This is a genomic window from Luteimonas lutimaris (assembly GCF_039537065.1).
Classification (GTDB): Bacteria; Pseudomonadota; Gammaproteobacteria; order Xanthomonadales; family Xanthomonadaceae; genus Luteimonas; species Luteimonas lutimaris.
In genome coordinates this window covers 257648-277129 of the sequence record NZ_BAAAZU010000006.1, presented here as the reverse complement: position 1 = coordinate 277129, position 19482 = coordinate 257648, and the positions used below count along the sequence as shown (strand labels likewise).

The 19482-nt window shown below is 68.7% G+C and carries 17 protein-coding genes and 1 pseudogene; 9 read left to right on the top strand and 9 right to left on the bottom strand.

The features are described from left to right. Window positions 1–137: 137 nt before the first annotated feature. From obgE to rplU, 3 genes are all read right to left on the bottom strand, one after another. The gene (gene obgE, locus ABD679_RS07830) at window positions 138–1217 is read right to left on the bottom strand and encodes a GTPase ObgE (protein ID WP_344759395.1); all 1080 of its coding nucleotides are present in this window, start codon (window positions 1215–1217) and stop codon (window positions 138–140) included. Window positions 1218–1440: 223 nt separating this feature from the next. Next, on the bottom strand, window positions 1441–1701 hold the full coding sequence (rpmA, locus tag ABD679_RS07825; protein ID WP_344759394.1) for a 50S ribosomal protein L27: 261 nt from the start codon (window positions 1699–1701) through the stop codon (window positions 1441–1443). Between the two features lie 12 nt (window positions 1702–1713). Beyond that, window positions 1714–2037, bottom strand: a complete 324-nt coding sequence (rplU, locus tag ABD679_RS07820; RefSeq protein WP_344759393.1) for a 50S ribosomal protein L21 — start codon at window positions 2035–2037, stop codon at window positions 1714–1716. A 650-nt stretch (window positions 2038–2687) separates the two neighbouring features. Here rplU and uvrA point away from each other — a divergent pair. Together uvrA and ABD679_RS07810 are read left to right on the top strand one after the other, a co-directional pair. Then, entirely contained in the window at window positions 2688–5624 is a 2937-nt protein-coding gene (gene uvrA, locus ABD679_RS07815) for an excinuclease ABC subunit UvrA (protein WP_344759392.1), read from the top strand. Beyond that, on the top strand, window positions 5621–6034 hold the full coding sequence (locus tag ABD679_RS07810; RefSeq protein ID WP_344759391.1) for an acyl-CoA thioesterase: 414 nt from the start codon (window positions 5621–5623) through the stop codon (window positions 6032–6034). Before uvrA ends, ABD679_RS07810 begins: the two co-directional genes overlap by 4 nt. Before the next feature lie 17 nt (window positions 6035–6051). Here ABD679_RS07810 and ABD679_RS07805 read toward each other — a convergent pair whose 3' ends face one another. Continuing rightward, a complete protein-coding gene (locus tag ABD679_RS07805) occupies window positions 6052–6504 on the bottom strand; it encodes a copper chaperone PCu(A)C (protein WP_344759390.1) in 453 nt (150 codons plus the stop codon). 67 nt (window positions 6505–6571) lie between these two features. Here ABD679_RS07805 and ABD679_RS07800 point away from each other — a divergent pair, with 67 nt between their 5' ends. After that, window positions 6572–7330, top strand: coding sequence for an enoyl-CoA hydratase/isomerase family protein (locus tag ABD679_RS07800; protein ID WP_344759389.1), 759 nt, complete (start codon window positions 6572–6574; stop codon window positions 7328–7330). A 13-nt stretch (window positions 7331–7343) separates the two neighbouring features. Here ABD679_RS07800 and ABD679_RS07795 read toward each other — a convergent pair whose 3' ends face one another. The 3 genes and pseudogenes from ABD679_RS07795 to ABD679_RS07785 all read right to left on the bottom strand — a co-directional run bounded on the left by ABD679_RS07795 (window position 7344) and on the right by ABD679_RS07785 (window position 9935). Then, on the bottom strand, window positions 7344–8198 hold the full coding sequence (locus ABD679_RS07795) for a sulfurtransferase (RefSeq protein ID WP_344759388.1): 855 nt from the start codon (window positions 8196–8198) through the stop codon (window positions 7344–7346). After that, window positions 8195–9027, bottom strand: a pseudogene (locus ABD679_RS07790) (NUDIX hydrolase). Before ABD679_RS07790 ends, ABD679_RS07795 begins: the two are co-directional and overlap by 4 nt. Window positions 9028–9230: 203 nt before the next feature. Beyond that, on the bottom strand, window positions 9231–9935 hold the full coding sequence (locus ABD679_RS07785) for an FKBP-type peptidyl-prolyl cis-trans isomerase N-terminal domain-containing protein (RefSeq protein ID WP_344759387.1): 705 nt from the start codon (window positions 9933–9935) through the stop codon (window positions 9231–9233). Between the two features lie 189 nt (window positions 9936–10124). On the opposite strand from ABD679_RS07785, the gene ABD679_RS07780 reads away from it, so the two are divergent. Genes ABD679_RS07780 through nth form a run of 3 tightly spaced genes read left to right on the top strand, consistent with a single transcriptional unit; the run spans window position 10125 to window position 11991 of the window. Further along, window positions 10125–10907 (top strand): enoyl-CoA hydratase/isomerase family protein, encoded by a 783-nt coding sequence (locus ABD679_RS07780; RefSeq protein ID WP_344759386.1) that lies wholly within the window; start codon window positions 10125–10127, stop codon window positions 10905–10907. An 8-nt stretch (window positions 10908–10915) separates the two neighbouring features. Beyond that, window positions 10916–11320, top strand: coding sequence for a hypothetical protein (locus tag ABD679_RS07775; RefSeq protein WP_344759385.1), 405 nt, complete (start codon window positions 10916–10918; stop codon window positions 11318–11320). 35 nt (window positions 11321–11355) lie between these two features. Continuing rightward, entirely contained in the window at window positions 11356–11991 is a 636-nt protein-coding gene (gene nth, locus ABD679_RS07770) for an endonuclease III (RefSeq protein WP_344759560.1), read from the top strand. A gap of 200 nt (window positions 11992–12191) precedes the next feature. Here nth and ABD679_RS07765 read toward each other — a convergent pair whose 3' ends face one another. After that, a complete protein-coding gene (locus tag ABD679_RS07765) occupies window positions 12192–13811 on the bottom strand; it encodes a M28 family metallopeptidase (RefSeq protein ID WP_344759384.1) in 1620 nt (539 codons plus the stop codon). Window positions 13812–14115: 304 nt separating this feature from the next. On the opposite strand from ABD679_RS07765, the gene ABD679_RS07760 reads away from it, so the two are divergent. Next, complete coding sequence (locus ABD679_RS07760; protein ID WP_344759383.1) at window positions 14116–15261, top strand: OprO/OprP family phosphate-selective porin; 1146 nt, start codon at window positions 14116–14118, stop codon at window positions 15259–15261. An 88-nt stretch (window positions 15262–15349) separates the two neighbouring features. Here the strand turns inward: ABD679_RS07760 and ABD679_RS07755 are convergent, their stop codons facing one another. After that, window positions 15350–16732: a LysM peptidoglycan-binding domain-containing protein gene (locus ABD679_RS07755; protein WP_344759381.1), complete on the bottom strand. Its 1383-nt coding sequence runs from the start codon at window positions 16730–16732 to the stop codon at window positions 15350–15352. 222 nt (window positions 16733–16954) lie between these two features. On the opposite strand from ABD679_RS07755, the gene pstS (ABD679_RS07750) reads away from it, so the two are divergent. Both pstS (ABD679_RS07750) and pstS (ABD679_RS07745) read left to right on the top strand, forming a co-directional pair. Further along, window positions 16955–17974: a phosphate ABC transporter substrate-binding protein PstS gene (pstS, locus tag ABD679_RS07750; protein ID WP_344759380.1), complete on the top strand. Its 1020-nt coding sequence runs from the start codon at window positions 16955–16957 to the stop codon at window positions 17972–17974. A gap of 392 nt (window positions 17975–18366) precedes the next feature. After that, a complete protein-coding gene (gene pstS, locus ABD679_RS07745) occupies window positions 18367–19464 on the top strand; it encodes a phosphate ABC transporter substrate-binding protein PstS (RefSeq protein ID WP_344759379.1) in 1098 nt (365 codons plus the stop codon). Window positions 19465–19482 lie beyond the last annotated feature (18 nt).

Sequence of the window (19482 nt, the reverse complement as noted above, 5' to 3'; positions counted from 1 at the left end):
CCCGCAGCGCCCGGCTTCGCGGCCGGGCGGTGGCGATCATCGAAAAACCCGGCCTGCGCCGGGTTTTTGCTGCCTGCAGGCCAGCGTCCCCGCGCATGCGGAACGGCGCGCGGCCCTGCATCGGCACCTGCGTCACCTCAGTCCGCATCCCGGCCCGCCGGCAGCGTGCCGGCGGCGGCGGCCTCTTCCAGCGCGTCCGCGCGCAGGCGGTCGAAGAACGCCTGCACTTCCAGCATGACCGGCCAGGTGCCTTCGCGCCCGATCGCCGAGACCAGGAACCACGGCTGCTCCCAGCCGAGCCCGGCGACGATTTCCTCCGCCTTGGCCCGCGCCTCGTCCTCGAACATCAGGTCGGCCTTGTTGAGCACCAGCCAGCGCGGCTTGTCCAGCATCGCCGGATCGTATTTGCGCAGTTCGGCCTCGATCGCGCGCACCTGCTCGGCCGGTTCGGCCTCGACACCGGTCTCCATCGGCGCGATGTCGACCAGGTGCAGCAGCAGCCGCGTGCGCTGCACGTGGCGCAGGAACAGGCTGCCCAGGCCGGCGCCATCGGCCGCGCCCTCGATCAGGCCGGGGATGTCGGCGATCACGAAGCTGCGGCCGGGCTCGACGCTGACCACGCCCAGGTTCGGGTACAGGGTGGTGAACGGGTAGTCGGCCACCTTCGGCGTGGCCGCGGACACGGCGCGGATCAGGGTGCTCTTGCCGGCGTTGGGGAAGCCCAGCAGGCCGACGTCGGCCAGCAGCTTGAGCTCCAGCCGCAGCAGGCGCTCCTCGCCCTCCTCGCCGGGCGTGAACTGCCGCGGCGCGCGGTTGGTGGAGCTCTTGAAATGCATGTTGCCAAGGCCGCCCTTGCCGCCCTTGGCCACCAGCAGGCGATCGCCATGCCGGGTCATGTCGCCGATCACCTCGTCGGTGGCGACGTTGATGACCTCGGTGCCGACCGGGACGACGATCACCGCATCCTCGCCACCCTTGCCGTAGCGCTGCTGGCCCATACCGTTCTCGCCGCGCTGGGCGCGGAACTGCTTCTGGTGGCGGAAGTCGACCAGGGTGTTGAGGTTTTCCGACGCCTCCAGCCACACGCTGCCGCCGTCGCCGCCGTCGCCGCCGTCAGGGCCGCCCAGCGGGATGAACTTCTCGCGGCGGAATCCCACGCAGCCGTTGCCGCCGTTGCCGGCAGTGACGGTGATTTCGGCTTCGTCGACGAGTTTCATGGGCAGGAGCCGGGAATGGTTGAGCGGGAGTGATAGAGCGGGAATGTGAAGCGGGAACGAAGTTTAGACGGTCGCTGGTACGGGCGTCGGCAGGCAGCCGGCGACAGAAATGGATCGTTCCCCATTCCCGTCCTTCATTCCCGCTCCATCACGCCCGTTGTTCCGGGCAAAAACAAGAAACCCCGCCGAAGCGGGGCCTCTCGCTGTTGCGGCGTCGCGCGCGTTATCCCGCGGCGACGACGCTGACCGTGCGGCGCTTCTTCGGGCCCTTGACCGCGAACTCGACCTTGCCGTCGACGAGCGCGAACAGGGTGTGGTCGCGGCCGAGGCCGACGCCCATGCCCGGATGGAACTGGGTGCCGCGCTGGCGGACGATGATGTTGCCGGCCTCGATGGCCTGGCCACCATAGATCTTCACGCCGAGGTATTTCGGGTTGGAGTCGCGGCCGTTGCGCGAGGAACCTACGCCCTTTTTATGTGCCATGGCTGCTTCTCCTTACTGCTTGTCGCCACCGGCGATGCCGGTGATCTCGATTTCGGTGTAGTGCTGCCGGTGGCCCATCTGCTTGCGATGGTGCTTGCGGCGGCGGAACTTGACGATGCGGATCTTGTCGGCGCGACCGTGGCCGACGACCTTGGCGCTGACGCTGGCGCCCTTGAGCGCGTCGCCGAGCTTGATGCCGTCGCCATCGCCGAGCATGAGCACGTTGTCGAACGTGATTTCCTTGCCGGCCTCGTGTTCGCCAAGCAGCTCGACGCGGAGCGTCTCGCCCTTCATCACGCGGTATTGCTTACCGCCGGTGACCAGAACTGCGTACATGTTTGCGATTTCCTGATGTCGTGGATCTTCTGTAGTTCTTCTTTGACCTGGCCACCATCGAGGGCGGACAGAAGCGGAATTGTAGGGGTTTCATGGGGTTAGGGTCAACTGGCCCAACACTGGACTGACCGGGATCGGGTGTGCCGGCCCACGGGCGGAAAGCCCGGAGGCTGCTCTTGTCTCGATCAGGGCAACCCCTCCCGCGGAGCAGGCTCTTCCCCTGACTCGGGGCATGCACCATGGCGCTGGACGCAGCCCCGGGGCGTTCCACTCGCTCTGTGAGGGTGCTGGCTCTTCTGACTCCAAAGGCGTCCAGAAGCGACCCGAGCGGCTGGGCGGGGCGGGCCTCGCGTCAAGCCGGCCATGGATGGCCGGCGCGCGAATCAGGGCAGGATGCCCTGACTGAGCGAAAAGCGAGGCCCGTCCCGCCCGGCCGCGTGCCGCCGCTGCATCAACTACAGGCGGGCGATCCAGCCGGCTTCCCAGATAAAGCGTCGGCTGAACGCCCCGCATCGCACCGGCTGCGACGCCGGCACGCCAAACTGGCATTTCCCGTCATTTGCCCCCAAATCGGTGGCTCGCTACGCTCCCCTGTTCGGTCGCGATTCCGCCGCCGGCCGCCTCCCCCGCTTCCAAGGTCCCCACCCCCGATGGCGATGGACACCATCCGCATCCGCGGAGCCCGTACCCACAATCTCAAGAACATCGACCTCGACCTGCCGCGCGACCAGCTGATCGTGATCACCGGGCTGTCCGGCTCGGGCAAGTCGTCGCTGGCGTTCGACACGATCTACGCCGAAGGCCAGCGCCGCTACGTCGAGTCGCTGTCGGCCTACGCGCGGCAGTTCCTGAGCGTGATGGAGAAACCCGACCTCGACACCATCGAGGGCCTGTCGCCCGCGATCTCGATCGAGCAGAAATCGACCTCGCACAACCCGCGCTCGACCGTGGGCACCATCACCGAGATCTACGACTACCTGCGCCTGCTGTACGCGCGCGTGGGCCTGCCGCGCTGCCCGGACCACGGCTACCCGCTGGAGGCGCAGACCGTCAGCCAGATGGTCGACCAGGTGCTGGCGCTGGGCAACGACACCAAGACCGCCGAACAGCGCTGGATGCTGCTGGCGCCGGTGATCCGCGAGCGCAAGGGCGAGCATGCGCAGGTGTTCGAGCAGCTGCGCGCGCAGGGTTACGTGCGCGTGCGCGTGGACGGCGTGCTGCACGAGATCGACGCCGTGCCGCCGCTGGCATTGCGCCAGAAGCACACCATCGAAGCGGTGATCGACCGCTTCAAGGTGCGCGAGGACCTCAAGCAGCGCCTGGCCGAGTCCTTCGAGACCGCGCTCAAGCTCGGCGACGGCATGGCCACGGTGCAGTCGCTCGACGACGACAAGGCCGAGCCGCTGCTGTTCTCGTCCAAGTACAGCTGCCCGGTGTGCGACTACGCGTTGCCGGAGCTCGAACCGCGCCTGTTCTCGTTCAACTCCCCGGTCGGCGCCTGCCCCGGCTGCGACGGCTTGGGCGTGTCGCAGTTCTTCGACCCGGCGCGCGTGGTCGTGCACCCCGAGCTGTCGCTGGCCGCCGGCGCGGTGCGCGGCTGGGACCGGCGCAACGCCTACTACTTCCAGCTGATCCAGTCGCTGGCCAAGCACTTCGGCTTCAGCGTCGACACGCCCTGGAACGAGCTGACCGAAGCCTCGCGCCAGGCGGTGCTGTTCGGCAGCGGCAAGGACACGATCACCTTCAGCTACCTGACCGACGCCGGCGGCCGCACCCAGCGCAAGCACAAGTTCGAAGGCATCGTGCCCAACCTCGAACGCCGCTACCGCGAGACCGAGTCGGCCGCGGTACGCGAGGAGCTGTCCAAATACATCAGCGAGCGCCCCTGCCCCGAGTGCGGTGGCGCGCGCTTGAACGCCGCCGCGCGCAACGTGTTCGTCGCCGACCGGCCGCTGCCGGAGCTGGTGGTGCTGCCGATCGACGAGGCGCTGGCGTTCTTCGGTTCGATGCAGCTGCCGGGCTGGCGCGGCGAGATCGCGACCAAGATCGTCAAGGAAATCCGCGAGCGGCTGACCTTCCTGGTCGACGTGGGCCTGGACTACCTGACCCTCGAGCGCAAGGCCGACACCCTGTCCGGCGGCGAGGCGCAGCGCATCCGCCTGGCCTCGCAGATCGGCGCCGGCCTGGTCGGCGTGATGTACGTGCTCGACGAACCGTCCATCGGCCTGCACCAGCGCGACAACGAGCGCCTGCTCGGCACCCTCACCCGCCTGCGCGACCTGGGCAACACGGTGATCGTGGTCGAGCACGACGAGGACGCGATCCGGCTGGCCGACCACATCGTCGACATCGGCCCTGGCGCGGGCGTGCACGGCGGCGAAGTCGTCGCCGAGGGCAGCTACGCCGACGTACTCGAGGCGCCGCGCTCGCTGACCGGGCAATACCTCAGCGGCAAGAAGCGGATCGACGTGCCCCAGCGCCGCCACAAGGGCAACGCGAAGATGCAGCTCAAACTGCTCGGCGCGTCGGGCAACAACCTCAAGGACGTCGACCTGACGATTTCCGCGGGACTGTTCACCGCGGTCACCGGCGTGTCCGGTTCGGGCAAGTCGACACTGGTCAACGACACCCTGTACAAGCTGGCCGCCAACGAGATCAACGGCGCCTCGCACAAGCCCGCGCCGCACCGCGGGGTGAAGGGACTGGACCTGTTCGACAAGGTGGTGGACATCAACCAGTCGCCGATCGGCCGCACCCCGCGCTCGAACCCGGCGACCTACACCGGCCTGTTCACGCCGCTGCGCGAGCTGTTCGCGCAGGTCCCGGAATCGCGCGCGCGCGGCTATTCGCCCGGGCGCTTCTCGTTCAACGTGCGCGGTGGCCGCTGCGAGGCCTGCCAGGGCGACGGCCTGATCAAGGTCGAGATGCACTTCCTGCCCGACGTGTACGTGCCCTGCGACGTCTGCGGCGGCAAGCGCTACAACCGCGAGACGCTGGAAATCCTCTACAAGGGCTACAGCATCCACGACGTGCTGGAGATGACGGTCGAGGACGCGTTGAAGCTGTTCGAGCCGGTGCCGTCGATCGCGCGCAAGCTCGAAACCCTGCTCGACGTGGGCCTGAGCTACATCAAGCTCGGCCAGCCGGCGACCACGCTGTCGGGCGGCGAGGCGCAGCGGGTGAAGCTGTCGAAGGAGCTTTCCCGAAGGGATACCGGACGCACGCTCTACATCCTCGACGAGCCCACCACCGGCCTGCACTTCCACGACATCGAGCACCTGCTCGCGGTGCTGCACAGGCTGCGCGACGACGGCAACACCATCGTCGTCATCGAGCACAATCTGGACGTGATCAAGACCGCCGACTGGGTGGTGGACCTCGGCCCCGAGGGCGGCCACCGCGGCGGCATGATCATCGCCGAGGGCACGCCGGAGGACCTGGCGACGATGCCGCAGTCCTACACCGGCCAGTTCCTCGCCAAGTCGCTGGGCATGGACAAGCCCGCGACCGCAGGCAAGTCCAGGGGCAAGCCCGGGGCTGCCAAGGCGGCGAAGAAGGCCGCCTCGCGCAGGAAGTCCGCGGCATGAGCCGGGACGACGGCCGCACGGCGCTGTACCGCTTGCCGATCGCGCTGCGCTGGCGCGACCTGGACGCGTTCAACCACGTCAACAACTCGAACTTCATGACCTACCTCGAGGAGGCGCGGATCCGCTGGTTCGAGTCGCTGGGCGAGGACTGGGTGACCGACGCCACCGCGCCGCTGCTGGCGGCGGTGCAGATGAACTACCGGGTGCCGATTCCCTACCCCTCCGACGTCGTCGTCGAGCTGTTCGCCGATCGCGTCGGCAACAGCAGCGTGACCATCGGCCATGTCATCGCCAGCGCGGACGGCGCCACGCTGCACGCCGACGGGCACGTGGTGATGGTGTGGGTGGATCGTGCCAGCGGGCGGCCGACGGCGCTGCCGGACGTGGTGCGCCGCGTCGCGGCGGGATAGCGGTCCCCGGCGCGCGGCTACAGCGCGTCGGGCTTGCGCACCTCGAACTCGCCGAGCAGTTCGCCGCCGCCCGACAGCGCGAACGACACCACCACCCGGCTCCCCGCCTTCAGCTGCGCGTGCGGCTGCATCAGCATCAGGTGCATGCCGCCGGGCTTGAGCACCGCCGCGTCGCCGGGCGCGATGCGCAGTTCCTGCAGATGGCGCATGCGGTTGACGCCATCGACCAGCCGCGTCTCGTGCAGCTCGACGCTGCCGAATGCCGGGCTGCTCGCGCCGGTGATGGTGACCGGCGTCGCGCAGGCGTTCTCGATGCGGCCGAAGCCGGCCATCATCGGCATCCCCGCCGGGCCCAGCCGCACCCAGCCTTCGCGCACCTGCGGCTTGCAGTCGCGCGCGGATGCGGGGGAAGAAGCAACGGCCAGCGCGCAGGCGGATGCGAGCGCGAGTGTGGCGAGAATTCGATGCATGCCCATGCGCCTATGATAGCCGTTCCCCCTGAATTCCGGCCCGAAGCGGCATTCCACAAGGAGCGGCATGACAACTTTGATCAAGCGCATCGACCACGGCGACATCCGCGAACTCCGGCTCGACCGCGCGCCGGTCAACGCGCTCGATCCGATGCTCTGCGCACAGCTGGCCGAGACGATCCGCCAGGCGGTGGCGGACGGCGTGGACGGGATCGTCCTTTCCGGCGGACCGAAGGTGTTTTCGGCCGGGCTCGACGTGCCTTTCCTGCTCACCCTGCCCGACCGCAACGCGCTGAAGGCGGCGTGGGAACAGTTCTTCCTCGCCGCGCGCGAACTGGCCGCCTGCCCGGTCCCGGTGGCGGCGGCGCTCAACGGCCACGCGCCGGCCGGCGGCTGCGTGCTGGCGCTGTGCTGCGACTACCGCGTCATGGCGGACGGCCCGTACCGCATCGGCCTGAACGAAACCCGGGTCGGCCTGGTCGCACCGGTGGGCATCCAGCACCTGATGCGACGCGTGGTCGGTGCGCACCGCGCCGAGCGGCTGCTGGTGTCCGGCGAGATGCTGGAAGCGCAGCAGGCGCTGGCGATCGGACTGGTGGACGAACTCACCGACATCGACAGCGTGCCGGCGCGCGCGCTGGCGTGGCTGGAAGAACTGCTGCAGCTGCCGCGCAAGCCGGTGCTGGCCACGCGCGCGATCGCACGCGCCGATATCGTCGAGGCGCTGCGGCCGGAGAACATCGAACTCGATCGTTTCATCGACGCGTGGAACGATCCCGACACGCAGGCCGGGTTGCAGGCGCTGGTGGCAAAGCTGGGCAAGTGAGCCGGAGCCGGCCCTAGGCGTCGCCCTTCGCCACCGGTCGCGCCGGGTCCTCGATCCAGCCGCTCCACGAGCCGGTGAACAGCTTCGCGCCCGGCAGGCCGGCGTATTCCATCGCCAGCAGATGGTGGCAGGCGGTGACGCCGGAACCACACATCACCACGGTGTTGGAAGCGTCGTGTTCATCGAGCAGTTCGGCAAACTCCCCGGCCAGCTGTTCGCGCGGCTTGAAGCGGCCCTCCACGAGGTTGGCGGCGTAAGGCCGGTTGACCGCGCCGGGCACGTGGCCGCCGACGCGGTCGATCGGTTCGACGTCGCCGCGGAAGCGCTCGCGTGCGCGGGCGTCGACCAGCATCCCGCCGCCGGCCAGGTGCGCTTGCACCTGCGCCGCGTCGAGCAGGCGCGCGGCGTCGAAACGCCCGTCGCGGGCGACGCGCGTGATGTCGCGCTGCGTGCCGGTTTCGGTGGGCAGTCCGAGCGCCATCCAGTGCGCCCAGCCGCCATCGAGTACCGCGGCGCGCTGGTGGCCGATCGCGCGCAGCAGGAACCACAGCCGCGCGGCGTGGGCACCGTCGCCGTCGTCGTAGGCCACGACCTGGTGCGCGGCGGTCACGCCCCAGTCGCCCAGGCGCGCATTGAAAGCGTCCGCGTCGGGCCACGGGTGGCGTCCACCGCCCTGCTTGCGGTGGTCCGACAGGTCCCGGTCCAGGTGCGCGTAGCGCGCGCCGGGCAGGTGCGACTCGGCGTACGCGGCAGGACCGTCCTCCGGCGCGGCCAGCGAAAAGCGGCAGTCGAGGATCACCAGGTCGTCGCGACCCAGCTCTCCGGCGAGCGTTCCGGCATCCACCAGCGTGGTCCACGGCGCGGTCATGGCAGTCGCTCCAGTCGTTGGCGCAGGTTGTAGAGGATCGACGCGGTCGCGCCCCAGATGCGCTGGCCGGGCGCGCTTGGCGGGCGCAGGAACTCGAACACCTCGCGCCGCCTGCCACGATAGTCCATCGCGATGTTGCGCAGGTTGCCCGGCGACATCAGCCAGTCCAGCGGCACCTCGAATACGTCCGAGACTTCGGCCGGATCGGGCACGGCCACGAAGTCCGGGTCGATCCGCGCCACCACCGGCAGCACGCGGAAGCCGGTGATCGTCGCCAGAGGATCGAGGTAGCCCAGCGGCTGCGCCTGCGAACGCGCGAGTCCCACTTCCTCCTGCGCCTCGCGCAGCGCGGCGGCGACCAGGTCGGCGTCGTCGTCCTCGACCCGGCCGCCGGGAAAGCTCACCTGCCCCGGATGGTGGCGCAGCGCGTCGGTGCGGCGGGTGAGCACGACGCCCAGCCCGGAACCGCGCGGGACCAGCGGTACCAGCACGGCGGCATCGGCCAGACGCGCGTCCGCGGCCAGCAGGTCGGCCAGTTCGTCATGGTTCCAGCCACTGCCCGCGGGCAGGTCGGCGAGCGGATGCAGGGCTTCGCGCAGGCGCGGAAGGGTCAGGCCGTCGGGGTGCCGGCTGCGGCCGGTCACCGGCTGCGCCGCGCTTCGCGTTCCGGAAGCACGTCCTCCATCAGCCGCAGGCGTTCGTCGTCGCCCATCTGGATCCATCGCGAGATTTCGGCCGTGGTCCGGTGGCAACCGTCGCAGTAGCCGTCTTCGGCAATGGTGCACACGCCGATGCAGGGACTGAGCACGGCGCGGAACGGGGAATCCATTGTTTCTCTACTCGGTGCGCGGCGATGCCCGCGCAAGAAAAAGGCTGCGTCGACGTGGATCGACGCAGCCTGGTGGAGCGATGATCCGACGTTTCCCGCGTCGGCGTGCCGCTGCCGGGATCGGCGGGAAACCGGAACCACCGGGTCCCCGCCGATGCGGGGATGGCGCGGTGGCGAGGGCGCGCATGACGCGCGCCGGTGACTCACTTCACGCTGACGAGCTGCACGTCGAACACGACGGCCTGGTTCGGGCCGATCGGCGACTGCGGGGTGTTGCCATACGCCTTGTCGGCCGGCAGCACGACTTCCCAGCGCGAGCCGGCGGGCATCTGCATCAGCGCCTCGCGCAGGCCGACCAGCGGAATCTCGCTGACCTTCATGGTCACCGGGCCGGGCTGCTGGCCCTCGGGCGGGCTGAAGGTGTCGACGAAGGTCTGGCCGCCGGAAGCCAGCGAGCCCTTGTAGTTGATCGACACTTCGCTGGCCTGGGTCGGCTTGGCGCCCTTGCCCGCGGTGACTTCGCGGTACTGGATGCCGCCGGCCAGCTGCTTCACGCCGGCCTTGGCCTTGTTCTGGGCGAGGAAGGCGTCGCTCTTGGCCTTGTTGTCAGCGGAGACCTTCTCGAACTCGGCCTTGGCCTTGGCGACCTGGCGCTGCTGCATGTTCTGCACCGCGGTGCGCAGCTTGTCGACCGGCACGGCCGGTTCCTTCTTCGAGTAGCCGTCCTGCACGGCCTTCACCACGGTGTTGATGTCGACCGCTTCACCGCTTTCGACCAGGTTGCGGCCGAGATCGTATCCGAGCGCGTAGCTCAGCTGGCCTTTCTCGGACGAGGTGTCCTGCGCCGACGCGACGCCGGCATACAGGGTCAGGGCCGCAAGGCTGGCGGCGAGCAAACGCAACTTCATTCGGTGGATCTCCAGTGGGTTTGGTCCGTGTAGGGGTCCATCAAGCAAGCGGGGCGGTCGAACCGCCCCATTTGGACGGGGTAGGATAACGGTCGCAGGGCTTAACCGCCACTGACGACCGCCTTCCGACCCGCGACGGCCCGGACAAGTTCCGCGCGCCGGCGCCCGCCTGCCACGCGAGACCTCCTGATGACCGATTCCCCCCTGCTGATCGCCGACCGCGACGCCGTGCGCGTGGTCACCGTCAACCGCCCCGACAAGCTGAATGCGCTTGACGCCGCCACCCTGGATGCCCTGCACGACGCCTTCGACGCTGCGGCCGACGACGACGCCGTCCGCGCGGTGGTGCTGACCGGCGCCGGCCCCAAGGCCTTCGTGGCCGGCGCGGACATCGCCCAGATGTCCGGCCTGACCCCGGCCCAGGGCCGCGACTTCGCGCTGCGCGGCCAGCGCATGATGCGACGGGTCGAAAAGATGCCCAAGCCGGTGATCGCGATGGTCAACGGCTTCGCGCTGGGCGGCGGCCTGGAGCTGGCGATGTGCTGCCACCTGCGCATTGCCGCCGACACGGCGAAGGTCGGCCAGCCGGAAATCAACCTCGGCCTGATCCCCGGCTTCGGCGGCACCCAGCGCCTGCTGCGGCTGGCCGGGCGCGCGGCGGTGCTGGAGCTGTGCCTGACCGGTGCCCCCATCGACGCGGCGCGCGCGCAGCAGTTGGGTATCGTCAACCGCGTGGTGCCGGCGGCCGATCTCGAAGCCGAGACCATGAAGCTCGCCGCACAGCTCGCGGCCGCGGCGCCGCTGGCGCTGCGCGGCATCCTCGACTGCGTCAACGTCGGCGCCGACTGCGCGCTGGCCGAAGCGATGGAGTACGAGGCCGCACAGTTCGGCCTGGTGTTCTCCACCGAGGACATGCGCGAAGGCACGCGCGCCTTCCTCGAACGCCGCAAGCCGGAATTCCGCAACCGCTGACGCCCGCGATGGCTGCCCTTCCAGACGATCCGGCCGCGCACTGTTCCGACGATGCCTGCGTCGCGCAGGCGCGGCGGCTGGCCGCGTTGCTGCGGGATGACGACGTCGATACGGCCATCGAGGCGGGACTGATGGAATTCGTACCCTGCCCGCGCTGCGCGGGCGCGGGCGCGGGCGCCATCGTCGACGACTGCGCGCTGGTGTCGGCGGCGCAGCAGCGCCTGCGCACGGCCTGGGATGCGCGCGAACGCTACCGCGCCCGTACGGCGCGCCTGCAGCGCCGCGCCGCCGAACGGGCCGAGCGACGCGCGGCGCCGTTGGCGGCCGCCCACGGCCCGCGCAAGCCGGCGCTGCCACCGGCCGCGGCCGCGGCGCTCGCCCGCGCGAAGGCGCGCGCGGCGGGCAAGCCTTGAGCACCGCTGCACGGCCCGCGCGCCGCAGCCGCAACATGACCGCGGCGGAGATCCGCGAGTTCTTCGCACGCCTGAAGGAAATCAACCCGAAGCCGGCCACCGAGCTGGAATACGGCACGCCGTTCGAGCTGCTGGTCGCGGTGATCCTGTCCGCGCAGGCCACCGACGTCGGCGTCAACAAGGCCACGCGGCGGCTGTTCCCGGTGGCGAACACGCCGCAGCAGCTGGTCGCGCTCGGCGTCGAGGGGCTGAAGCCGTACATCGCCACCATCGGCCTGTACAACGCCAAGGCCGGCAACGTGGTGGCGATGTCGCAGCAGCTGCTCGACCTGCACGACGGCCAGGTGCCGCGCACGCGCGAGGCGCTCGAGGCCCTGCCCGGCGTCGGCCGCAAGACCGCGAACGTGGTGCTCAACACCGCCTTCGGCGAGCCGACCATCGCGGTGGACACCCACATCTTCCGCGTCTCCAACCGCACCGGCCTTGCCCGCGGCAAGGACGTGCGCGCGGTCGAGGCGCGGCTGATGAAGGTCGTGCCGGAGGACTACCGGCTCGACGCACACCACTGGCTGATCCTGCACGGCCGCTACACCTGCAAGGCACGCAAGCCCGACTGCCCGCACTGCGTGGTCCGCGACCTGTGCCGGTTCGCGGACAAGACGCCGGGCTGACAGGCGACACGCCAGTGAATGCCGCTACTGGCCCGCAGGGATGACAATCCGCAACGTCGCCTGCAGCCTCTTGCCGGTCTCCGGTTTCCAATCCCCGGTCCCCGGCCCTCTCGGTTGGGAGAAGAACCTTTGCAGGGGATACCGGAGTCGCGTTTCAGCTTTCGCCGCGACAAACGAAAAGCTCGCGGCTGAAGCCGCTCCTACTGCTCGTCGCGCTCCCGGAACGGCTTGCGCGGCAGGCGCTCTTCGCGCATCGCGGCGTTGTACGCGAACGAGGCGATGATCGCCGCGGCCTGCTTCAGGTCTTCAGGCACCACGTGGTCGTAGGTGTCCAGGTCGGTGTGGTGGACGTGGCTGAAGTAGTCGGCCGGGTCCTGCACGAACTGGAAGCCCGGCAGTCCGACGCGATCGAACGGGATGTGGTCGGTGCTGCCGGTGTTGCGCGTGGTCACCACCGTGGCGCCCAGGTCGTGGAAGGGTTCCAGCCAGGCCTTGAAGATCGGCACCACGGCGTGGTTTTCCTGCGCGTAGATGCCGCGGATGCGGCCGGTGCCGTTGTCGAAGTTGAAATAGGTGGAGAAACGGTCGTAGCTGGCCTTGCGCTGCAGCGGGCCGGTCCCGCGCTGGAACGCGGACGGCAGCGCCTTCTGCTCCGGATCGGTGGGCTCCGGGTACGCGGCCAGGTACTTCGAGACATAGCCGGACGAGCCGTTCAGGCCCTGCTCCTCGCCGCCCCACAGCGCCAGCCGGATGGTGCGTTTCGGCTTGGCGCCCACGGCCTTGAGGATGCGCATCGCCTCCATCATCACCACCACGCCCGCGCCGTTGTCGCTGGCGCCGGTACCCGTGTGCCAGGAATCCATGTGCGCGCCGATGACCACCAGCTCGTTCGCCTTGCCCGAGCCGGGAAGCTCGGCATAGGTGTTGGTGGCCGGCAGGTTGTCGTCGCTGGTGAAGCGCGCGTCCACGTCGATGCGCAGCCGCACGTCCTGCTTGCCCTCGACCGCGCGCACCAGCTGGTTGTAATGCTCGGCCGACACCGTCAGCGCCGGCACCCCGGCCGATTCGCCGGCCTTGCGCGAGCCGCCGCCCATCACCCGCAGGATGCCGTTGTCGCGCGAACTGATCGACAGCGTGGCGAGCGCACCTTCCTCGACCAGGAACCCGTTGAGCGCCTTGCCGAAGGCCTGGCGCTTGCGGAATTCGGCCAGGCGCTTGTCCGTCGCGCCGGCGTCCCGGTCTTCCGGCACCGGGAAGGTCCGCAGCTCGCCGATCGCTTCCTCGTCGTAGCGCCGGAAATCGGGCTTGTCCGCAGGCTCGAAGGCGCGTGCATCGTCGAGCAGGACGATCTTTCCGCGCAGCTTGCCCTTCTGCGCGTCCAGGTCCTCCTGCTTGGCCAGTTCGACCTTGACCACCTCACCCTCGACCGGACCGTCGGTGCCCGGCGTCCACGCCTTGGGCAGCGCGCGGATCGGCAGCTGGCGCGGCGACAGCATCTCCACGCGCGCGGAACGGAACTCCCAGCCGCGGCCGAACGCCGGGTCGTATACCTCGTCGTGCACGTTGGCCAGGCCCCAGCCGCCGAGCTTGTCGCCCGCCCAGCGGCTGGCGTGGTCGTAGGCCGGCGAGTTCGTCAGCCGCGGCCCGACCGTTTCGGTCAGCTCCTTGAGCAGCGCCGCGGCCTGCGAATGGTGGAAGGCCTCGTCGCGGATGCGCGACACCATGTCGAGGTCGACCGGCTCGGCCGCCTGTACCGCCGATGCAGCGCCCAGCACCGCCAGCCCCGCCCCGAAACACCACGCACGCAACCTGCCAGCCATCGTTCCCCCTCTCCGGATCGTCCGACCCCCACAGCACGGCCGGTGGCCGGCCATGCGCGACATGAATGCCCGCCGCCGCGTGGCTGCGGCGCGGGCGCGATCAGGCAAGGTAACCTGCGCGGCACCGGGTCGCGCCCTGCCTTTGGTCATGCCTGTGTCATCCAGTGTCACGGATCCGCCACTGGCCGCGGCGCGTTGCGGCGGCGAAGGCCACGATTGCCCGCTTCGACGCCGGCAAACTGTCATCGCAACGAAATGTTCACGCCATAGCCTGCGCGGCGTCCCTCCACGCCCCGGGCCTCCCATGAACCTCTCCCGCAAGCTCCTCCCCGCCGCACTGCTCGCCGTGATCGCGGCCCCCGCCGCCCACGCGGAGATCGCGATCGACTCGATCGCCGGCTCCGACGTGTCCCTCGAAGGCCTGGTCCAGGCCGACGGCAACTGGTTCGACAACGACCTGGCCGACCTCAACGGCATCGGCAACAACGGCAAGGACAGCGAATTCGAGCTGCGTCGCGCCGAGATCGTGCTCAAGGGCAAGGGCCCGGGCAACTACGAATGGGTCATCGGCTACGACGCCAAGGCCGACAAGTTCCTCGACACCAACGTCAAGTACAAGCTCGGCGGCAACGGCAGCCACTACCTGCAGGTGGGCCAGTTCAAGCAGCCCAACAGCATGGAGGAGCTGTCGTCGACCAAGAACAACGACTTCATCTCCAAGTCGATGGCCACCAACACCTACGCGGTTGCGCGCAGGCTCGGCGCGGGCTACGGCTTCGGCACCGACGACTGGAGCGTGACGGCCAGCTGGTTCGGGCGCGAGCTGACCCGCAACCTCGCCCACGGCAGCGGCTACGGCCTGCGCGGCACCTGGGCACCGGTCAACGAGAAGGGCAACATCCTGCACTTCGGCCTGGCGTACGCGAACTACGACACCGACGCCGACACGTTCCGCGTGCGCGCACGCCCGGATGCCGACCTGGCCACGGTGCGCCTAGTCGATGCCGGCGACATGACCGATGCCGACCGCGTCGCCACCACCAGCCTCGAAGGCCTGTGGATCCGCGGCCCGTTCAAGCTGCAGGGCGAGTACTACACCAGCGACATCAAGCGCCTGGCCAACAGCGACTACACCAGCACCGCCGGCTACCTGCAGGGCCTGTGGAACCTCACCGGCGAAACCTGGGGCTACAAGGGCGGAGTGGCGACCACGCCCCTGCCCGACCAGCCCGGCAGCGGCCTGTGGCAGCTGGGGCTGCGCTACGACACCATCGACCTCAACGACGGCGCGGTCGAGGGCGGCAAGATGAGCACCTGGACCGCCGGCGTGAACTGGTATTGGCGCTCCAACTTCAAGTTCGCGCTGAACTACGTGAAGGTCGACAGCGAGCGCCAGGGCGTGAGCGACGATCCGGGCATCGTGGAGGCGCGGGCGCAGTTCTACTGGTAGTCCATCGCGCATCCTGCATCCTGCAAAGGAAAAGGCGCGGCCAGTGGTCGCGCCTTTCCGGTTTGCGCAGGCTGAACCAGCTGCAGGATCAGTTGTAGTCGTCCACCACGGTGTCGACCACCTCCTGGACGTTCTCGCTGCCGCCGTTGCGGGACACGATTTCGTCGCCAAGCCGCTTGGCTTCAGCCTCGATCTCCTCGGGTGACGCATCCGGGTGCTGTGCCTTGTAGTCCTCGATGCCGGCCGCGATTTCCGCCTCGACGGCCGACTTGAGCGCGCCCCTGGTCGATTCGACGCGGTCCCGCATGGACGTGTAGCCGCCGTCGAGGTTGCCCTCGCCGTACTTGTTGTCGAAGGCCGTCTTGACATCGTCGTAGTCGGTGGCAGCGCCGTCCGTGGTGCGGCGGGTCTGTGCGAGCTGCGTTGCACCTTCGAACGCGGCGTTCACCGCGTCCTGCGAACCGGTGCCGGTCCTGTCGAGGATGTCCTGGCGCACCTGCTGCTCGATCTTCGCGATTTCCTCGGGATCGGTAGCGCCGGCAGCCTCGACCCTGGCATTGATCTCCGCGGCGATGGCTTCCTCCAGCTCCTGCTGCGCTTCTGCCACGTCCTCCTCCGCCTCGCTGATCTCGTTCGGCGTGCCTTCGTTCTGCTGCGTCTTGAGGTTCTCTTCAGCCGCTGCGAGTTTCTCCGCCGCGGACTGCGTCTGCTTCGCCTCCGGGCTCTCGTGGACCGCCCGCGCGCCCTCCAGCAGGTCAAGGATTCTGCCGGCCTCTTCCTGCTCTGGCGGGGACAGGCCCTTGCTTGCTTCCTCGTACTTCCCTTCCAGGTACTCGACCGACGTCATCTTGCTCCCGACCGCTTCCGTGGCCGCGGCCACGACGGAGTCACCCGGGTAGCGCGCCGCTATGCGCTCTATGGCTTTCGCCACTTCCTGCTGGTACTCCTCGTACGTGGACGGCGGCGGATCCAGCGCGCCGACGTCGGCCTCGGCCTCGGCCAGGATGGCGGCCTCCAGCTTTTCGCGGGCCTTGCCGACCGCTTCCCAGTTCTCGTCGGTGGGGTGGGCGTTGTAGTTGTTGACGGCGGTGTCATAGTCCTCCTGCGCCTGGTCGACCTCCTTCGCTTCGGGCGAGTTGCTGCCCGGCTGCTCCTTGCCGCCCGTCTCGCCCGTCTCACCTGTTTCGCCCGTCTCGCCGGTCTCCCCCGTACCACCTGTGTCTGTCTTGGCCTCCGGGTAGAAGACCGAGTCGCCGGGATAGATCCAGTCCGGGTTGTCGATGTGCTGGTTGGCCGCCAGGAATTCCTCCCAGGTGCAGTCGCAACCGCTGTTCTGCCAGATTTCATAGAGGGTATCGCCGGAGACAACGGTGTAGTCCGCCTTCTGCCCCTCCTGCCCCGGAAGTACGCCGTTGGGGCTCCCGTTGATCGGGTTCCGGATCCCGTTGGTGTCGGTGCCGATGCCTGTCATTGTCCGTTGCTCCTCGAATCTTCTCTGTACTTTGCGTCGTGTACCGGCCCCGCGGACCGGATGCCCGACACCATGGAAGCACGCCAGCGCGGCCGAAAATAAGCTGGGGCCGTCCCTAGCGGGGCAAGACCCGCGACAGTCAAATTCCTGCAATACGACCGTTATCCAATGCACGGCAGGGGCCTCGCCGAGGCCCGTTTTCCTGAACCGGAGCCACTGCTCGTGTCCAAGAACCTGAAATCCCGCCTGATCGTCGCAATCCTCGCCGGCGGTTTCGCCCTCGGCGCCCACGCCGCCGACATCACCGGCGCCGGCGCGTCATTCATCTACCCGGTCATGACCAAGTGGTCGGCCGACTACAACAAGGCCACCGGCAAGCAGGTCAACTACCAGTCGATCGGCTCGGGCGGCGGCATCGCGCAGATCAAGGCCGGCACCGTGGATTTCGGCTCGTCCGACGCGCCGCTGCCGCCGGATGAACTCGAGAAGGCCGGCCTGGCGCAGTTCCCGTCGGTGATCGGCGGCGTGGTGCCGGTGGTCCACATCAAGGGCGTCGAGTCGGGCGCGATGAAGCTCGACGGCGAGACCCTGGCCGGCATCTTCCTCGGCAGCATCAAGAAGTGGAACGACCCGGCGATCACCGCGCTCAACGCCGGCCTGCCGCTGCCCGACCGGAAGATCACCATCGTGCACCGCTCCGACGGCTCCGGTACGACCTTCAACTTCGTCAACTACCTGTCCAAGGTCAGCCCGGAGTGGAAGGAAAAGGTGGGTGAAGGCACCTCGGTGAAGTGGCCGACCGGCATCGGCGGCAAGGGCAACGAGGGCGTGGCCGCCTACGTCAAGCAGATCGACGGCGGCATCGGCTACGTTGAACTGTCGTACGCGCTGCAGAACAATCTGAGCTTCACCCGCATGAAGAACGCCGCGGGCAACTTCGTGCAGCCGCGCGACGAGACCTTCTCCGCCGCGGCCGCCAGCGCCGACTGGGCCAGCGCGAAGGACTTCCACCTGGTGATGACCAACGCGCCCGGCGAAAACGCCTGGCCGATCACCGCGACCAACTTCATCCTCATGTACAGGCAGCCGAAGAACGCCGAATCGGCAAAGGAAGCGCGCGAGTTCTTCCGCTGGGTGTATGCCAATGGCGACGAGCAGGCGCGCACGCTCGATTACGTGCCGCTTCCCGACACACTGGTGCAGCAGATCGAGGCGTACTGGTCGCAGACCATGGCGTACTGATCGCTGCACGGCGCAGGACGCGCCTGCTGTCCGGACTCTCCTCTCTCCCTCTTCTTCGCGGGCCTTCGGGCCCGCTTTTTTTGGTTCTTCACTCGATGCCGGGGACACGATGCGAGCCGAAGGTCCGATCGCAGGCCGAACCGCAAACTGACGGGCCCCGCTGCAACCAGCGCGCTGCTTTCAGCGCGATCGAGCCAATGCAGCCTTTTCTTCCTGCACGGACGGCGGGATCACGCGCGGATGGCCTCGAAAAGCTCGCGGCTGAAGCCGCTCCTACCCGGTTCCAGTGGCCCGATGGGGATTGCGGCGCCACTGTCATCGTGATGTAACAAAAACATCATTTCATGTGCGCATCCCAAGCAGGCGCGACAGCGCCCACACCCGGAGCCCACATGAAGACCTCGACCTTCCGCACCACCGCGCTCGCCCTGTCCAGTCTCCTGTTCGTCGCCGCGTGCCAGCCGGACGGCGGGCAGCCGGCGAGCGGCGAACCCAACGCCGGCGGCACGGCCGCACCCGCCGGATCCGGCGACAGGGTCGCCGCCGAAATCACCGGCGCCGGCGCGACGTTCATCTTCCCGCTGGTGTCCAAGTGGTCGGCCGACTACAACAGGGAAACCGGCAACAAGGTCAACTACCAGTCGATCGGCTCCGGCGGCGGCATCGCCCAGATCAAGGCCGGCACCGTGGACTTCGGCTCCTCCGACGCGCCGCTGTCGAGCGAAGAACTGGCCGAAGCCGGCCTCGGCCAGTTCCCGTCGGCGATCGGCGGCGTGGTGCCGGTGGTGAACCTGGAAGGCTTCGAGGCCGGCAAGCTGCGCGTGACCGGCGCGGTGCTCGCCGACATCTACCTGGGCAAGGTCGCCAAGTGGAACGACCCGGCGATCGCCGCGCTCAACCCCGGCGCCGCCCTGCCCGACCTGAAGATCAACCTCGTGCACCGCTCGGACGGCTCGGGCACCACGTTCAACTTCACCAACTACCTGGCCAAGGCCAGCCCGGAGTGGAAGTCGAAGGTCGGCGAAGGCAAGTCGGTGCAGTGGGCCGGCGGCGTCGGCGGCAAGGGCAACGAAGGCGTGGCCTCGTACGTGCAGCAGATCAAGGGCGCGGTCGGCTATGTCGAACTGGCCTACGCGCTGCAGAACAAAATGACCTGGCTGTCGATGCAGAACGCCGCCGGCAACTGGGTGCAGCCCAACGCCGAGACGTTCCAGGCCGCCGCCGCCGGCGCCGACTGGAAGAACGCCCGCGACTTCAACCTGGTCATCACCAACGCTCCCGGCGACCAGGCCTGGCCGATCACCGCCACCAACTTCATCCTGATGCACAAGCAGCCACGGGACGCGCAGCGCTCGGCAAATGCGCTGGCGTTCTTCAAGTGGGCCCTCGAGAACGGCCAGGCGCAGGCCAACGAGTTGCACTACGTCGCGCTGCCGCCGGAACTGGTGCAGCAGATCGAAGCCTACTGGGCATCCGAGTTCGCCCGCTGACCGGCCGCGAACGAGCCT

Bases quoted from the DNA above. Each gene is read 5' to 3' on its own strand.
- ABD679_RS07785 (WP_344759387.1), bottom strand. From the start codon at position 9,935: ATGAAGTTGCGTTTGCTCGCCGCCAGCCTTGCGGCCCTGACCCTGTAT.
- ABD679_RS07800 (WP_344759389.1), top strand. From the start codon at position 6,572: ATGACAACTTTGATCAAGCGCATCGACCACGGCGACATCCGCGAACTC.
- ABD679_RS07765 (WP_344759384.1), bottom strand. From the start codon at position 13,811: ATGGCTGGCAGGTTGCGTGCGTGGTGTTTCGGGGCGGGGCTGGCGGTG.
- obgE (WP_344759395.1), bottom strand. From the start codon at position 1,217: ATGAAACTCGTCGACGAAGCCGAAATCACCGTCACTGCCGGCAACGGC.
- nth (WP_344759560.1), top strand. From the start codon at position 11,356: ATGACCGCGGCGGAGATCCGCGAGTTCTTCGCACGCCTGAAGGAAATC.
- pstS (WP_344759379.1), top strand. From the start codon at position 18,367: ATGAAGACCTCGACCTTCCGCACCACCGCGCTCGCCCTGTCCAGTCTC.
- ABD679_RS07795 (WP_344759388.1), bottom strand. From the start codon at position 8,198: ATGACCGCGCCGTGGACCACGCTGGTGGATGCCGGAACGCTCGCCGGA.
- ABD679_RS07775 (WP_344759385.1), top strand. From the start codon at position 10,916: ATGGCTGCCCTTCCAGACGATCCGGCCGCGCACTGTTCCGACGATGCC.
- ABD679_RS07805 (WP_344759390.1), bottom strand. From the start codon at position 6,504: ATGCATCGAATTCTCGCCACACTCGCGCTCGCATCCGCCTGCGCGCTG.
- ABD679_RS07810 (WP_344759391.1), top strand. From the start codon at position 5,621: ATGAGCCGGGACGACGGCCGCACGGCGCTGTACCGCTTGCCGATCGCG.
- rpmA (WP_344759394.1), bottom strand. From the start codon at position 1,701: ATGGCACATAAAAAGGGCGTAGGTTCCTCGCGCAACGGCCGCGACTCC.
- rplU (WP_344759393.1), bottom strand. From the start codon at position 2,037: ATGTACGCAGTTCTGGTCACCGGCGGTAAGCAATACCGCGTGATGAAG.
- uvrA (WP_344759392.1), top strand. From the start codon at position 2,688: ATGGCGATGGACACCATCCGCATCCGCGGAGCCCGTACCCACAATCTC.
- ABD679_RS07760 (WP_344759383.1), top strand. From the start codon at position 14,116: ATGAACCTCTCCCGCAAGCTCCTCCCCGCCGCACTGCTCGCCGTGATC.
- ABD679_RS07780 (WP_344759386.1), top strand. From the start codon at position 10,125: ATGACCGATTCCCCCCTGCTGATCGCCGACCGCGACGCCGTGCGCGTG.
- ABD679_RS07755 (WP_344759381.1), bottom strand. From the start codon at position 16,732: ATGACAGGCATCGGCACCGACACCAACGGGATCCGGAACCCGATCAAC.